The organism is Pseudomonas sp. LBUM1646 (assembly GCF_059716165.1).
The window spans coordinates 3,997,986-4,013,527 of sequence record NZ_CP166810.1 but is presented as its reverse complement, the minus strand read 5'-3'; the positions used below and the strand labels follow the sequence as shown (position 1 = coordinate 4,013,527).

At 60.4% G+C, this 15,542-nt stretch carries 13 protein-coding genes; 4 read left to right on the top strand and 9 right to left on the bottom strand.

The window, feature by feature from the left end:
* Positions 1-3: 3 nt before the first annotated feature.
* The 3 genes from ACA071_RS18255 to ACA071_RS18245 all read right to left on the bottom strand — a co-directional run bounded on the left by ACA071_RS18255 (position 4) and on the right by ACA071_RS18245 (position 3,448).
* Complete coding sequence (locus ACA071_RS18255) at positions 4-891, bottom strand: SMP-30/gluconolactonase/LRE family protein (RefSeq protein ID WP_497640426.1); 888 nt, start codon at positions 889-891, stop codon at positions 4-6.
* A gap of 26 nt (positions 892-917) precedes the next feature.
* Positions 918-1,736: an NAD-dependent epimerase/dehydratase family protein gene (locus ACA071_RS18250; protein WP_497640425.1), complete on the bottom strand. Its 819-nt coding sequence runs from the start codon at positions 1,734-1,736 to the stop codon at positions 918-920.
* 416 nt (positions 1,737-2,152) lie between these two features.
* Positions 2,153-3,448 (bottom strand): OprD family porin, encoded by a 1,296-nt coding sequence (locus ACA071_RS18245; RefSeq protein WP_497640424.1) that lies wholly within the window; start codon positions 3,446-3,448, stop codon positions 2,153-2,155.
* 301 nt (positions 3,449-3,749) lie between these two features.
* Here ACA071_RS18245 and ACA071_RS18240 point away from each other — a divergent pair, with 301 nt between their 5' ends.
* Positions 3,750-5,414 carry an MFS transporter gene (locus ACA071_RS18240; RefSeq protein ID WP_497640423.1) on the top strand — a complete coding sequence of 555 codons (1,665 nt, stop codon included), beginning with the start codon at positions 3,750-3,752 and terminating at the stop codon, positions 5,412-5,414.
* The gene (locus ACA071_RS18235) at positions 5,411-6,553 is read left to right on the top strand and encodes an HlyD family secretion protein (protein WP_497640422.1); all 1,143 of its coding nucleotides are present in this window, start codon (positions 5,411-5,413) and stop codon (positions 6,551-6,553) included. The genes ACA071_RS18240 and ACA071_RS18235 overlap by 4 nt, the downstream gene beginning before the upstream one ends.
* A 13-nt stretch (positions 6,554-6,566) precedes the next feature.
* On the opposite strand, the gene copD is transcribed toward ACA071_RS18235, so the two are convergent.
* The 3 genes from copD to ACA071_RS18220 form a co-directional block, all read right to left on the bottom strand.
* Positions 6,567-7,421, bottom strand: a complete 855-nt coding sequence (gene copD / locus ACA071_RS18230) for a copper homeostasis membrane protein CopD (protein WP_497640421.1) — start codon at positions 7,419-7,421, stop codon at positions 6,567-6,569.
* Between the two features lie 3 nt (positions 7,422-7,424).
* Entirely contained in the window at positions 7,425-7,790 is a 366-nt protein-coding gene (gene copC, locus ACA071_RS18225; protein WP_497640420.1) for a copper homeostasis periplasmic binding protein CopC, read from the bottom strand.
* 67 nt (positions 7,791-7,857) lie between these two features.
* Entirely contained in the window at positions 7,858-8,298 is a 441-nt protein-coding gene (locus tag ACA071_RS18220; protein WP_497640419.1) for an acetyltransferase, read from the bottom strand.
* 137 nt (positions 8,299-8,435) lie between these two features.
* Between ACA071_RS18220 and ACA071_RS18215 the strand changes: the two genes are divergently transcribed.
* Positions 8,436-9,056, top strand: coding sequence for a TetR/AcrR family transcriptional regulator (locus ACA071_RS18215; protein WP_497640418.1), 621 nt, complete (start codon positions 8,436-8,438; stop codon positions 9,054-9,056).
* A gap of 110 nt (positions 9,057-9,166) precedes the next feature.
* Here the strand turns inward: ACA071_RS18215 and preA are convergent, their stop codons facing one another.
* The 3 genes from preA to hydA form a co-directional block, all read right to left on the bottom strand.
* Positions 9,167-10,441, bottom strand: coding sequence for an NAD-dependent dihydropyrimidine dehydrogenase subunit PreA (preA, locus tag ACA071_RS18210; RefSeq protein WP_497640417.1), 1,275 nt, complete (start codon positions 10,439-10,441; stop codon positions 9,167-9,169).
* On the bottom strand, positions 10,442-11,809 hold the full coding sequence (locus tag ACA071_RS18205; RefSeq protein WP_497640416.1) for an NAD(P)-dependent oxidoreductase: 1,368 nt from the start codon (positions 11,807-11,809) through the stop codon (positions 10,442-10,444). It lies immediately after the preceding gene.
* A 160-nt stretch (positions 11,810-11,969) separates the two neighbouring features.
* Positions 11,970-13,409 (bottom strand): dihydropyrimidinase, encoded by a 1,440-nt coding sequence (hydA, locus tag ACA071_RS18200; RefSeq protein WP_497640415.1) that lies wholly within the window; start codon positions 13,407-13,409, stop codon positions 11,970-11,972.
* 620 nt (positions 13,410-14,029) lie between these two features.
* Between hydA and ACA071_RS18195 the strand changes: the two genes are divergently transcribed.
* A complete protein-coding gene (locus tag ACA071_RS18195; RefSeq protein ID WP_497640414.1) occupies positions 14,030-15,514 on the top strand; it encodes an NCS1 family nucleobase:cation symporter-1 in 1,485 nt (494 codons plus the stop codon).
* Positions 15,515-15,542: the final 28 nt, after the last annotated feature.

Genomic DNA, 15,542 nt, shown 5'->3' with positions numbered 1-15,542 from the left:
TCATCAGCCCAGAAACAGCGTTTCAGGTAAGCCTTTTACGCCAGGATTGAGTGCGAACACTCCACCCGCCAATGACTGTTCGTCACAGTCGTCACCGGGGCGGATCGAGGTCACGAACAACGTATCCAGCCCACTGCCACCAAACGCGCACATGGTCGGTTTCTTCACCGGCACGGCGAGGGAACGGTCCAGCCGGCCATCCGGGGTAAAGCGGTGAATCAGCCCGGCGTCGTTGGCGCAGATCCAGTAGCAACCTTCGGCATCCACAGCCGCGCCATCGGGGCGACCGCAGAAGTGGTTCATGTCGACGAACAACCGTTGATTGCTTGGCGTGCCGCTGTCGATGTCGTAGTCGAAAGCCCAGATTTGCTGGGCCAACGGATGCGAATCAGACAGGTACATCGTCCGGCCATCCGGGCTGAACCCCAGGCCGTTGGGGACGAGGAAGCCAGAGAGTCGTGCCTCAATCGGCCCACGCTGCCCGCTGCTGTAGCGATACAACGCGCCTTCAGCCACGTTGGCCCCCATGTTCAGCACCATGCTGCCAGCCCAGAAACGCCCCTGGCGATCACAGCGCCCATCGTTCAGGCGCATGTCGGGGCGGGCGTGTTCGACGTGGGCCGACAGTTCGCTGTCGAGGCTGCCGTCGTTGTGGGTCTGGAGACGGAAGAATCCGCTTTCCATCCCCGCGACCCAGCCGCCAGACGCGTGGCGGGCGATGCAGGCGAGCATCTCCGGGGCTTTCCAGGCATGGACATGACCGGTTGCGGCACTCCAGCGCTGCAAACCTCCAGCGGGAATATCGACCCAGTACAGGGCGTTTTCCTCGGGGACCCAGACCGGGCATTCACCGACCGCGTTACGGGCATCGACAATCAATTCGGCTTGCATGGAAGCTCATTCCCTTGGAGGTTGGCTCAGTCACCAAACGGGCCGGACGCGACAAACGCGCCACCCTGGTAAACCATCGCCGGGTCATCAACGGCCGGCATCGGTTGCGCTTCGATTTTTTCGCGGAACACTTCGGAGTTGTCCTGCGGCACATAACCCAGGCCGGCAGCGAGACGGTTATCCCACCAGACGTTCTTGTTGTCAGACACGCCGTAGACGATGGTGTGGCCGACATTGGGTGCATACAACGCGCGTTCGAGCAATTGGGTCAGGTCACCGAAGCTCAGCCAGGTGCTCATCATGCGGCGGTTTTGCGGTTCCGGGAACGAGGAGCCGATGCGCACGCTGACGGTCTCGATGCCATAGCGATCGAAGTAGAAACTGGCGATGTCTTCACCATAGGACTTCGACAAGCCGTAGTAGCTGTCCGGGCGGCGCGGGGAGCGGGCGTCGATCACTTCGTCTTGCTTGTAGAAGCCGATGACGTGGTTGGAACTGGCGAAGATCACCCGTTTCACGCCATGCCGGCGCGCGGCTTCGTAGATGTGGAACACGCCGCAGATGTTGGCGCCGAGGATCTCTTCAAACGAGTGCTCGGTCGACACGCCGCCAAAGTGCAGGATCGCGTCCACGCCTTCGACCAGTTGATGCACGGCGTGCTTGTCGGCGAGGTCGCAGGTCACGACTTCTTCGCGGTCATCGATGGCCGGAGCGAGGTCGACGATGTCCGACAGGCGAATCACATTGGCGTAGGGGCGCAGGGTTTCGCGCAAGACTTTGCCGAGGCCACCGGCGGCGCCGGTCAGGAGCAGGCGATTGAATGGGGCAGGGGACGTAGTGGTCATGGAGGTTCCTAAATACGGAGTCATTACAGTTGTTGTAAGTTGTCGTATGACTTGAGCGAAGTATCGTTAGCCTTTCCCGTGGTTGTCAACGCGCCAGCGGTGGAAATTGACGGAGGGTCTTGCCACGCCGCGATCGATGTAGCCGCTGGCGACGCCTGCGCTCGACACCTGTAGCAGCTGCCGAAGGCTGCGTTCGGCTGCGAAGCAGTCGTAAAACCTGAGCACACGGTCCTTCTGATACAGCGCGTCGCCTGGGTTCACGACTGCTTCGCAGCCGAACGCAGCCTTCGGCAGCTGCTACACGAGCCGGACGCAGGCTTCGGCAGCTGCTACACGAGCCGGACGCAGGCTTCGCCAGCTGCTACATAGAACGTGGTGTCGCACAGGTAGGCGTCAGCCTTGACGCGACACCTGCCTCACAACAACGAAATCGGATAGCTCACAAAGATCCGATTCTCATCGAACTCATTCGTGCTGAAATCCTTGCGAATACTCGCATTGCGCCACTTAACGTTGAGGTTCTTCAGCACACCGCTCTGCACGGTATACGCCAGTTCCGATTCGCGGCCCCATTCCTTGCCGTCGGTGATCGCTCCGGTGTGCACGTTATCGCCGCTGATGTAGCGGTTCATCAGGGTCAGGCCGGGAATGCCGAGGGCGACGAAATTGTAGTCGTGGCGCACTTGCCAGGATTTTTCCTTGGCGTTGTCATAGCTGGAGTTGTAGCTGTCGTTGGCCAGGGTGCCGCCGCTGGTGCCGTTGACGCGCATCCAGACATCGTCGCCGGTGAGTTTTTGCAGGCCGACGTAGAAGGTGCTGCCGCCGTATTTGGCCGAGAGCATGGCGAACGCGGTTTTGTTGTCGAGGTCGCCGGCCAGGGCGCTGCCGTCTTCCTTGCCGATGAAGTAGCCGAGGTTGGCGCCCAGGGTCCAGTCGCCGATGGGCTGGCTGTGGCTCAGGTTGAAATATTTCTGCTGATAGATGTCGCTGAGTTCGGAGTACCAGACGCCGACCAGGGTGCGCTTTTCATTGAAGGTGTATTCACCGCCGCCGAAGTTGAAGCGATCCGAGGTGAACGCGGCTTTGCCGTTCATCGACATGTCGTCCATGCTCGAATCGTTACGCGGGCTGTTGGCGCGGAACTGGCCGCCGTAGAGTTTCAGGCCATCGATTTCGCTGGAAGTGACCTGACCGCCGCGGAAGGTTTGCGGCAGGGAGCGGCCGTCGTCCGAGCGCAGGACCGGCAGCACCGGCATCCATTCACCGACCTTCAATTCAGTCTTCGACACCTTGGCCTTGAACGCCACGTTGGTGCGCCCGAAGTTATCCGCCGGGCGACCGTCGTGATCCAGCGGCAGCAGTCCCGTGCCGCCAGTGCCTTGACCGCCGTCGAGTTTTTTCGAGTACAAGCCCAGCACGTCCACACCGAAACCGACCGTGCCTTGGGTGAACCCGGACTTGGCGTCGAGGATAAAGCTTTGCGTCCACTCTTCAGCCTTGCCCTGAGGGTAGGCCGGGTTGGTGAAGTTGCGATTGAAGTAGGCGTTGCGCAGGTTCAGCGTGGCGCTGGCGTCATCGACGAAACCTTCGGCGTGGCCGGTCATGGGCAAGGCGAGGGCCAGGCTGCTGCAACCGATCAGACTCAGGGTGTGGCGGCGGACGAAGGTCGGGCGAGAGGTGCAGACGGAGGAATGACGGACGAGTTTGCTCACAGTGACGTTCCCTTTGTTTCTTGTTGTTTTTATTGTTTGTTATACGTCGTCGTACAACATTGGCGGCGATTATTTGCGAGGCTTTGCGGGCTTGTCAATCAGAAGTTGTACGATGACCATCGTTGGATTTCGACGTGCTCTGAAATCTGTAGGAGCAAGGCTTGCCCGCGATTGCGATCTAACATTCAACATTGGTGGCGGCTGACGATCCGCCATCGCGGACAAGCCTTGCTCCTACACGTTTTGTGTTTTGCCCGACGTTTTGCGGCAAACTGACAGCCTCTCAGAACAAGGCCCATGAATGGATCACTACGCCCCGCGCGACTGGCAGCCCCACGAACGGCCCAGTTTGCCCGGTTCCCCCTCGACGCCCGTGCACTCCAATCCCAAGCGCCTGGCCTATGCGCTGGTGGGTTTGCTGGTGGCGTTGACCGGCGGCCTCGGCAATTCGCTGGTGATCGCCAACCTGCCTTACCTGCAAGGCGCGCTCGGCGCGACCACCGCCGAGATGGCCTGGTTGCCGGCGGCCTACGTGATGACCAACGTCTCGATGAACCTGTTGCTGGTGAAGTTTCGCCAGCAGTTCGGCTTGCGCGCGTTCACCGAAGTGTTTCTGGTGCTCTATGCCCTGGTGACCTTCGGCCACTTGTTCGTCAACGACCTGAGTTCGGCCATCGCTGTGCGAGCGGCCCACGGCATGGTCGGTGCGGCGCTGAGTTCTTTGGGCCTGTATTACATGATCCAGGCGTTCCCGGCGAAATGGCGGATGAAGGCGCTGGTGCTGGGGCTGGGTGCGTCGCAACTGGCGCTGCCGCTGGCGCGCCTGTTCTCCGAAGACCTGATGCAGATCGCCGAATGGCGCGGCCTGTACCTCTTCGAATTGGGCATGGCGCTGCTGACGCTGGGCTGCGTGTTCCTGCTCAAGCTGCCACCGGGCGACCGCTTCAAGACCTTTGAAAAACTTGACTTCCTGACCTTCGCCATCCTCGCCAGCGGCGTGGCCTTGCTTTGCGCCGTGTTGTCCCTGGGACGCATTGACTGGTGGCTGGAAGCACCGTGGATTGGTGTCGCCTCGGCGGCCTCTATCGCGTTGATCCTCGCCGGCCTGGCCATCGAACATAACCGCAGCAACCCGATGTTGATGACCCGTTGGCTCGGCAGCGGCGTGATGATTCGCCTGGCCCTGGCGGTGATCCTGATTCGCATGGTGTTGTCCGAGCAATCCACCGGCGCCGTCGGCTTCATGCAGGCGCTGAACATGAGCAGTCAGCAACTGCACAGCCTGTACGTGGTGATGTTGCTCGGCAGCATCGCGGGCCTGGCCACTAGCGCCCTGACTATCGACCCCAAGCACCTGTTCATGCCGCTGATCGTGTCCCTGGCGTTAATGGCAGTCGGCTCGGTGATCGACAGTCATTCGAACAACCTGACCCGCCCGGAAAACATGTACTTCAGCCAGTTCTTGCTGGCCTTCGGTGGCACGTTTTTCCTCGGCCCGACCATGGTCCTCGGCACTCGTAACGTACTGACCAACCCGCGCAATCTGGTGAGTTTCTCGGTGTTATTCGGGATCTGCCAGAACCTCGGCGGCTTGATCGGCGCGGCGCTGTTGGGCACGTTCCAGATCGTTCGCGAGAAATTCCATTCCAGCAACATTGTTGAACACCTGACGATGCTCGATCCGCGTGTCGCCGCGCGGGTGCAGAGCGGCGGCAACGCGGTGGGATCGGTGATCGCCGACCCGAGCCTGCGCAATCTTCAGGGCATTCGCAGCCTGGCCACGGCCGCCACTCGCGAGGCCAATGTGCTGGCCTATAACGATGTGTTCATGTTGATCGCCGTGATTGCGGTGCTGACCATGATCTGGATTTCCATTCGCGCCCTGTGGCTGATGAGCACCACCCAAACCGTCGCCCCAGCGCCTGCCACTCCTTCCGTTCAACCTAGCGGTGCCACTTCTTCATGACCGAACCGACCACCACGACCACCAACGCCATCGCCGCCACTCCCGAAGGCGTGGCGCCACCGGCCTCGCCGGCCACTGAGCCGCGCTCGTTGCGGGTGTGGATCATCTCGTCCATGGGCTTTGCGGCGATTGCCATCGTCGGCGTGCTGATCGTGTTGTACGCCTGGCAACTGCCGCCGTTCAGCAGCGCGGTGGAAACCACGGAAAATGCTTTGGTGCGCGGCCAGGTGACCATCATCGGCCCGCAACTCAGCGGCTACGTGTACGAAGTGCCGGTGACGGACTTCCAGTTTGTGAAGGCCGGCGACCTGCTGGTGCGCCTCGATGACCGCATCTACAAGCAGCACCTCGATCAATCCCTGGCGCAGTTGGCGGTGCAGAAAGCCGCGTTGGCCAACGTGGTGCAGCAACGCAACAGCGCCGAAGCGACCATCAAATTGCGTCAGGCTGCGGTCGCCGACAGCCAGGCACAGCAGCGCAAGAGCGAGGCCGACTTGCGCCGTAACAAAGAACTGATCAACGACGGCTCGGTGTCCAAACGTGAACTGGACGTAACCCTGGCCGCCAACGCCCAGACCATCGCGGCGGTGGCGCAGGCTCAGGCCAATCTGGAAATCGCCCGGCAGGATTTGCAAACGGTGATCGTCAATCGCGGCTCGCTGGAAGCCGCGGTTGCCAGCGCCGAAGCGGCGGTGCAACTGGCGCGGATCGACCTGTCCAACACCCGCGTCCTGGCGCCGCGAGACGGTCAGCTCGGGCAAATTGGCGTGCGCCTCGGCGCCTACGTCAACTCCGGTGCACAGTTGATGGCGCTGGTGCCGAACCAGTTGTGGGTGATCGCCAACATGAAGGAAACCCAGATGGACGACGTGCGAGTCGGCCAACCGGTGAGCTTCAGCGTCGACGCGCTCGACCATCGTAAATTCAAGGGCAGGGTGCAGCGGATTTCGCCTGCCACCGGTTCCGAGTTCAGCCTGTTGCAGGCGGACAACGCCACCGGCAACTTCGTCAAGATCGCCCAACGGGTGCCGGTGCGGATTACGGTGGATGAGGGGCAGGAGCAGAGTGAGCGGTTGCGGCCGGGGATGTCGGTGGTCGTCAGCATCGATACCGCCGCAGAGGGGAGGACCGAGCAATAAGATCTTTTGATTTTTAGCTGGCGATCATCGGTGGCATGGTCCCCAGCAACGAAACCGCCGCCACCGCGCCCATCCCCAGCATCCATTCCAGCATCACACTGGTTTTAAGCGCGCCAACCCGCTGCTCGCAATCCTTGATTCGCAATCGATTGAACAGCGCCAGCCCCAACATCACCGCCACCAGCACGACCTTGATCAGTAAAATCAAGGCAAACCCGGACAGCAACGGCGTCGGCCAGAACGCCCCGGTCAGCACGCGCACGTTGATCAACCCGGTGATCACCAGCCCCGCCACCAAGCCATAACCGACTCCGCTGAAACGGCGCAGTATCGTGCTCAACGAGTGGCCGTCAGGCTGCCGAAGGACAATCACCAAGAGCATCAGCCCACCCAGCCAGGCGCCGACGCAGGTCAGGTGGATGATCTGGTTGAGGATCAGCAATTGGCCACTGAGCCCGTCGAGCATCGCGCCATGACCGACCGGCGCCAGGGTCGCGAGCAGCAGGCCGCTCACGACCAGCCTCAGCGGCACGTTCGCGCGCAATGGCGTCAACAGCAACCCCATCAGCACCGCGTTGAGCAGCAAGTGCCAGCTCCAGACCTGGCCGAAAAAGGTATTGCGCAGCACCAGGCCCAGGGTCGATGGATCGAAAGCTGCCTCCCAGGCGCCGGCCATGCTCGCGGTGATCAGCAGCAGCCAGGTCACGCCGCTGACCAGTGCCACGGCGGTTAGCCAACGGGTGATGTGCATCAGGCGCCGATCCAGAGTGTCAGCGTTCAACAGCAAGGGCCGGAACACCCAGGCCCCGAACAGCATCAGCACCACCACAAAATGCAGGAAACGGCACAGCACCAGCGCGTCGGTCATGAATTACTGGCCAACCTTAAAGCTGTAGGCGCCTTCGCTTTTGTGGGTATCGACCGACACCGCATGCCATTCGACTTTATAGGCACCCGAGGCCAACGGTGCGGCCGGGGTGACAATCAGGGTTTTCTTGTCGCTGCCTTCGGTGGCCAGGCTTTTCACCGGGACATTGGCGCCATCCTTGCTGATGGTTACCTTGGTGAAGGTCGCTTCAACGCCTTCGGAAAACACCAGACGCAGTTCGGTCGGCGCGGCCACGGTGCTGTCGGCGGCCGGGGTCTGGCTTTTCAGATGCGCATGGGCGAACACCGAGGAAGCGGCGAGCAGCGAGCCGAGCAGGGCGGCGGTGGTCAGGGCTTTTTTCAGCAGCATGGTCAGTTACCTTCCGGGCAGAATAATGGGTGTCACTTAAGCATGAACGGTACGCGCCGGGGAATGTTTACGCCGCGCGCAATGTCAGGTGAATGATGGGAAACGGTCGACCTTCGCCATCAGTCTCCGAGCGGCCGGTCTGTTCAAAACCATAGTGCAGATAGAAGCCATGGGCCTGGGGATTCTGTTCATTGACGTCGACGCTCAAGGTGTCGTGCAGGGCTTTGACGTGGTCGAGCAACTGTCGGCCGATGCTCCGGCCCCGTTGCGCCGGTTCGATAAACAGCATCTCCACAGTGTTGCCGCCGGTGGCGATGAAGCCTGCGGGCGTGCCGTCCGGGTTTTCACCGACCCACACCGTCAGCGCCGGCAGGTAGGCATCGCGCACCAGCGGCAGGAAGAACTGAATGTCGTCTTCGCTCAGAAAGTCATGGGTGGCGCGCACCGAGCGTTCCCACAGGGCGGCGAGGGCGGTGTCGTCGGTGGCGACGCGAGGTCGAATGTTCACAGTGGGTGATCCATTGCGGCATGAAAAGAGCGGCGGATGCTACCCAATCGGTTTTCCCCGGGAAAGTGAAAAAAGGTCTGTCGCCGCGACCCAGAGCGGATGCTAGTCTTGGGCAACGCTGTTGTCAGGGAGCCCTCATGGGCAATCACAAGATCGAGATTCGTCGCAGTAACGTCGAGAAAATCCTCTTGGGGGCCGAAAAGGTCTTCGCCGAAAAAGGCTTTGGCAGCACCGCCATGGCCGACATTGCCGCCGAAGTGCAACTGCCGCGCTCCAATCTGCATTACTACTTCAGCACCAAAAGCGAACTCTACAGCGCGGTGTTGTTCGACTTGCTGGAAGTCTGGAAGCAGGACGCCTTGTGCTTCGAGATGTTCGACGACCCACGGGTGGTGCTTAGCAGCTATATCCGCGCCAAGATGAACCATTCCCGCAGCCGGCCGTACGGTTCGAAAGTCTGGGCCAACGAGATTATTCACGGTGCACCGACGTTGGGTGAGGCGCTGGACGCCAGCCTGTACGACTGGGCCAAGATGAAAGAAGCGAAAATTCGCCAGTGGGTGGAGGACAAACGCATCCTGCCAGTGGAGCCTTCGGCGCTGTTGTACATGATCTGGGCCTCGACCCAGCATTACGCGGACTTTGATCATCAGGTGAATATTCTGAATGAGCATCAACCGTTGTCGGACATGCAGTTCGAGCGGGCGGTGCAGACGGTGACGAGTGTGATTTTGCGCGGGATTGGGTTGGAGCCTTAACCCGATCATTCCCACGCTCTGCGTGGGAATGCCTCAAGGGACGCTCCGCGTTCCAATGGGACGCGGAGCGTCCCGGGCTGCATTCCCACGCAGAGCGTGGGAACGATCAGTTACAGCGCAACGTGGTAGGGATTGCGCGGATCATGATTCCAATCCAGAAACGGCTTTCCGCTGTCCATCGGCACCATCTCAATGCAATCCGCCACCGGGCAAGTGATCTGGCACAAATTGCACCCCACGCACTCATCATCAATCACTTCATATTTATGCGTCCCGTCCGCCTGCTTAAGGCTGGCAATCGCCTGGTGCGAGGTATCTTCACAAGCAATATGGCAACGCCCGCAACCAATACACGCCTCCTGATCAATCTTGGCAATCACCTGATAGTTGATATCCAGGTACTTCCAGTCCGTGGTATTGCCCACCGCCCGCCCGGAAAACTGCGAGACGCTGGTGTAACCCTGACTGTCCATCCAGCGCGATAAACCGTCCTTCATCTCATCGACGATGCGGAAACCGTGGAGCATCGCCGCCGTGCACACTTGCACCGCGCCGCTGCCCAACGCGATGAATTCCGCCGCGTCGCGCCAACTGCCGATGCCGCCAATGCCACAGATCGGCAGGCCTTGGGTCTGCGGGTCGCGGGCGATTTCGGCGACCATGTTCAGCGCAATCGGCTTCACTGCCGAGCCGCAATAACCGCCGTGGGTGCTTTGGTGGCCAACGGTGGGGATGGCGACCATTTGCTCCAGATTGACGCTGGTGATCGAGTTGATGGTGTTGATCAGCGACACCGCATCGGCGCCGCCACGGTGGGCCGCACGGGCGGCGACGCGGATGTCGGTGATGTTCGGCGTGAGCTTGACGATCACCGGCAGGGAGCAATAGGTCTTGCACCAACGGGTCACCTGTTCGACGTACTCCGGCACCTGGCCGACCGCCGCACCCATGCCGCGTTCCGGCATACCGTGGGGGCAACCAAAGTTCAGTTCGATGCCATCAGCGCCAGTGGCTTCCACCAGCGGCAGGATAAATTTCCAAGACTCTTCAACGCAGGGCACCATCAGCGAAACGATCAGCGCGCGGTCTGGCCAGTCCTTTTTGACCTGGGTGATTTCCCGCAGATTGATCTCCAGCGAACGGTCGGTGATCAGTTCGATGTTGTTGATGCCCATGACTTCGCGGTTGGCGCCAAAGTGCGCCGAGTAACGCGACGACACGTTGACCGCCGCCGGGTCTTCACCCAGGGTTTTCCAGACCACGCCACCCCAGCCGGCCTCGAAGGCGCGGATCACGTTGTAGGCTTTGTCGGTCGGCGGCGCGGAGGCCAGCCAGAACGGATTGGGGGCTTTGATGCCGGCGAAGACAATCGAGAGATCGGCCATTTACGCAGCCTCCACGTTGAGCATGAGTTGGGCATTGATCGCTTCTGCGGCGAGTTTGCCGTGCTGCACCGCTTGCACGGCCAGGTCCTGATCGAGGCTGGTGCAGTCACCACCTGCATACACGCCGGGGATGCTGGTGCGCAGGTTTTCGTCCACCTGAATCCGCTCGCCCTGACGTTTCAGTTCCCGGGCCAGCGGGTCGGCGAGGGCGCTGCTGTCGAAGGCCTGGCCGATGGCTTTGAAGATCGCGTCGGCAGCCAGTTCAAAGGTTTGCCCGGTGGTTTGCAGGCGCCCGTCGACCATGTGGGTGCGGGCGAAACGCATGCCGCGCACATTGCCCTGAACGTCGAGCAGTACTTCTTCAGGCTGTGCCCAGGTCAGCAAGCGCACCTGATTGGCTTTGGCGATGTCTTGTTCATGACCGGTGGCGCCCATGTCCTCGACGCCTCGGCGATAGACCAGATTGACGTCATGAGCCCCGAGGCGAGCCATTTGCACGGCCATGTCGATCGCCGTGTTGCCCGCGCCGAGGACGATGCAATGGTCGGCCAGCGGCAGTTGCGTCAGGTCATCGGCCTGACGCAGTTCGCGGATGTAGTCGGTGGCGGCGACCAGCCCCGGCGCATCTTCGTGGTCAAGCCCGAGTTGCTTACTGGCGGCCAGGCCGAGGCCGAGAAACACCGCGTCGAATTGCTGGTGCAGCTCGCTCAGGGTCAGGTTCTCGCCCAGTTTCTGCCCATGACGGATTTCGATGCCGCCGATTTGCAGCAGGAAATCCAGTTCCTTCTGCGCGTAATCGTCCACCAGTTTGTACTTGGCGATCCCGTATTCGTTGAGGCCGCCAGCCTTTTCCTTGGCTTCGAAGATCACCACTTCATGGCCGTGCATGGCGCTGCGGTGAGCGCAGGACAAACCGGCCGGGCCGGCGCCGACCACCGCGATACGCTTGCCAGTAGCGGCAGCGCGCTGGAACGGGTGTTCGCTGAAATGCGCGTTATCGACGGCATAGCGTTGTAACAGGCCGATCAACACCGGCGCGCACTCATGATCGTTGTTACGCACGCAGGCTTGTTGGCAGAGGATTTCCGTCGGGCAAACCCGGGCGCAACTGCCGCCGAGGATGTTTGCCGAGAGAATTTTCTGCGCGGCGCCCTGGACGTTTTCCTGATGGATATTGCGGATGAACGACGGAATATCGATCTCGCTCGGACAGGCGTTCACGCACGGCGCGTCGTAGCAATACAGACAGCGCGAGGCTTCCAGGTGCGCCTGACGGTCGTTTAGCGGCGGTGCCAGGTCGGTGAAATGGCCGGCGAGGGCGGCCGCATTCTCGTAGGGATGCGGGAGGTGGTTCAGGGTCTTGATCACGGTTTAAGGCCTCATGGTTTTTGAGGTGCTGCCTCTGATGGGCATTGGTTGATCGTTCCCACGCTCTGCGTGGGATTGCCTCAAGGGACGCTCCGCGTTCCATTGGGACGCAGAGCGTCCCGGACTGCATTCCCACGCGGAGCGTGGGAACGATCGTGGGTCAGCGTTTCACAGCAACAGGCTTATTCAACTCAGCCCGCTTACTCAGCAAATCAAACACCGCCGGATACGCCGGCCGTTCGACATACCGCCCGGCCCCACGCTCGGCGCGCAGATCGCCATCGGCCCAAACCACGCGGCCCTGGCTGACGGTATGGCTGGACACGCCGCGCACGGTCTTGCCTTCGAAGATGTTGAAGTCCACCTGCTGATGGTGGGTTTTAGCGGAGATGGTTCGCGTCCCTTCAGGGTCCCACAGCACCAAATCAGCATCGGCACCGACGCGGATCGCGCCTTTGCGCGGGTAGAGGTTGAAGATTTTCGCGGTGTTGGTGGAGGTCAGGGCGACGAAGTCCTGCATCGTAAAGCGCCCGGTGTTCACCCCTTCATCCCAGAGCACGGCCATGCGGTCTTCGATGCCGGCGGTGCCATTCGGGATCTTGCTGAAATCGTCACGCCCGGCGGCTTTTTGCTCGGCGCAGAAGCAGCAATGGTCGGTGGCGGTGGTGTGCAGGTTGCCGGATTGCAGGCCGTGCCACAGCGCTTCCTGATGGCCGCGCGGGCGGAAGGGCGGGCTCATTACGTAACCGGCAGCGGTCGCCCAGTCCGGGTGTTGGTAGACGCTGTCGTCCAGCAGCAGATGCCCGGCGAGGACCTCGCCATAGACCTGTTGCCCCTTGCTGCGGGCATAGGTGATTTCGTCGAGGGCTTCTTTGGTCGAGACGTGCACCATGTACAGCGGCGTGCCGATGGTTTCGGCAATGCGAATCGCCCGGCTCGCGGCTTCGCCTTCCACTTGCGACGGTCGCGATAGCGGATGCGCTTCCGGTCCGGTAATCCCTTGGGCCATCAACTTGCGTTGCAGGTGATAGACCAACTCACCGTTTTCCGCATGCACGGTGGGCACCGCGCCGAGTTCCAGGCAGCGCTCGAAACTCGCCACCAGGGTGTCGTCGGCGGCCATGATCGCGTTCTTGTAGGCCATGAAATGCTTGAAGCTGTTGATGCCGTGATGGCTGACCAACTCGGCCATTTCCTCGCGCACCTGTTCGCTCCACCAGGTGATGGCGACGTGGAAACCATAGTCCGACGCCGACTTCTCGGCCCAGCCACGCCACTGATGAAACGCCTCCATCAACGACTGCTGCGGGTTGGGAATCACGAAGTCGATGATCGACGTGGTGCCACCGGCCAGACCTGCCGCGGTGCCACTGAAAAAATCTTCACTGGCCACCGTGCCCATGAAGGGCAGTTGCATGTGCGTGTGGGGGTCGATGCCGCCGGGCATCAGGTATTGGCCGCTGCCGTCGAGTACTTCGGCACCCGCCGGAACATCAAGGTTTTCACCGATGGCTTTAATCACGCCGTCGGCGCAATAGACGTCAGCGCGATAACTTTCATCATGGGTAATAACGGTGGCGCCACGGATCAACAGAGACATTCCGAGTTCCTCGCAGGCATGACCGACTTATGCCGGTTCTAAATGTTTTATATGAAGCCGACGCAAACAGATGTATTCCTGTCAGCGCTGTCAGGAATAGACGCTAGCTGGAGTTTATGGAATGAGCAAGAATAATTTTTATAAGCTTATATCGTTATTAACCTATTGATAAATAACGATTAAAAACTGTAATCACCAAAATGGTGAGGCCTCTCACCAATTTGACGCACTTGACAGGATCGAAAAAAAGACCAGATTTCCTATGTGAAATCAGCCGCTTGAGGATGGTCTATGGTTGATGCGCAACTTTGAAAAAAACATTGATGCACCAGATTGAGTCCTGACGGTTCCGACAACTTGCTGCCCATTCGGCCTGAGTGGCGTTGCAAGTAACCGAAGACCCAATAGTTGAATTAATAAAACTGATAAACATCAGTTGGTTATAAGGTTTTATGGCACGGCAAGAGGCGCCAGCGGGGACCCCGGCACGTTTATTGATGCCGCCGCTGACACCTTGGCCGGTCCATGAAAGTTGTCAGTTCCTCCGGCCATCGTCGGCTCGCGTCCCTTGGCGCCAGCCCCTGATGAGCAAAAATAATTCAAAGAACAGTGGAGCGGCCATGCAACAGATCAGATCGCAAGTGACCGAGCGCGACGGCTTGTTTGAGCTCGAAGCCGGCACCGACGTCCTCGACAGTCCCCGTTACAACCACGACATGGCACCGACCAAGGTGCACGAACGAACCTGGAATAAATGGCACATCACCGCGCTGTGGATCGGCATGTCGATCTGCGTGCCGACCTACACCCTCGGCGGCGTGCTCACCGCGTATTTCGGCCTGAGCGTCGGCGAGGCGCTGCTGGCGATTCTGTTTGCCAACATCATCGTGCTGATCCCGCTGACCCTGAACGCGTTTGCCGGGACCAAGTACGGCATTCCGTTCCCGGTGCTGCTGCGTTCGTCCTTCGGCATCCTTGGTTCCAACGTGCCGTGCCTGATTCGGGCGCTGGTGGCGTGCGGCTGGTTCGGCATCCAGACGATGTTTGGTGGCTTGGCCATTCACTTGTTTTTAGGCTCGGTTTTCGAAGGCTGGAAATCCCTTGGCGGTACCGGTGAAGTCATTGGCTTCATGGTGTTCTGGGCGTTGAACTTGTGGGTGGTGATACGCGGGGCGGAGTCGATCAAATGGCTGGAAACCCTGTCCGCGCCGTTGTTGGTGGCGGTCGGCATAGGCCTGTTGGTGTGGGCGATGCCCAACGTCTCGATGACCGAGCTGTTGGCGATTCCACCGAAACGCCCGGAAGGCGCGAGCGTGGTCAGTTACTTCGCCGCCGGGCTCACCGCGATGGTCGGGTTCTGGGCCACGCTGTCGCTCAATATTCCGGACTTCAGCCGCTACGCCAAAAGCCAGAAGGACCAGATTGTCGGGCAGATTATCGGCCTGCCGTTGACCATGTTTCTGTTCGCCTCCCTCGGTGTCGTAATGACGGCCGCATCGGTGAAACTGGTCGGGGTGACCGTCTCCGATCCCGTCACGCTGATTGGCCATATCCAGAGCCCCGTTTGGGTCGCCTTGGCCATGGCGCTGATCATCATCGCTACGCTGTCGACCAATACCGCCGCCAACATCGTCTCGCCGACCAACGACTTCCAGAACATCGCGCCGAAGGTGATCAACCGGACCAAAGCGGTGATGCTGACCGGTGTGGTCGGGTTGCTGCTGATGGGCCATGAACTGCTGAAAAAACTCGGGCTGATCGTCTCCGACGTGAGCCTGGAAACCGTCTATTCCAACTGGTTGCTCGGCTATTCCAGCCTGCTCGGGCCCATCGCCGGGATCATGGTGGTGGACTATTTCCTGATCAAGAAACAGCAGCTGGATTTGGCCGGGCTCTATCGCGATGACGTGTACCCGGCGTGGAACTGGTTTGGCTTTATCGCGTTTGGCGTGCCGGTGGTGCTGACGTTGCTGTCGTTGGGTAGCGATGCCTTCAGCTGGTTCTACAGCTACGGCTGGTTTACCGGGTCGGCGCTGGGTGGGTTGATCTATTACGGGCTGTGTTCGATGCGTGGCAGCCCGGCATTGGCCAAGTCCCCCTCGTAATGATCGTTCCCACGCTCTGCGTGGGAAT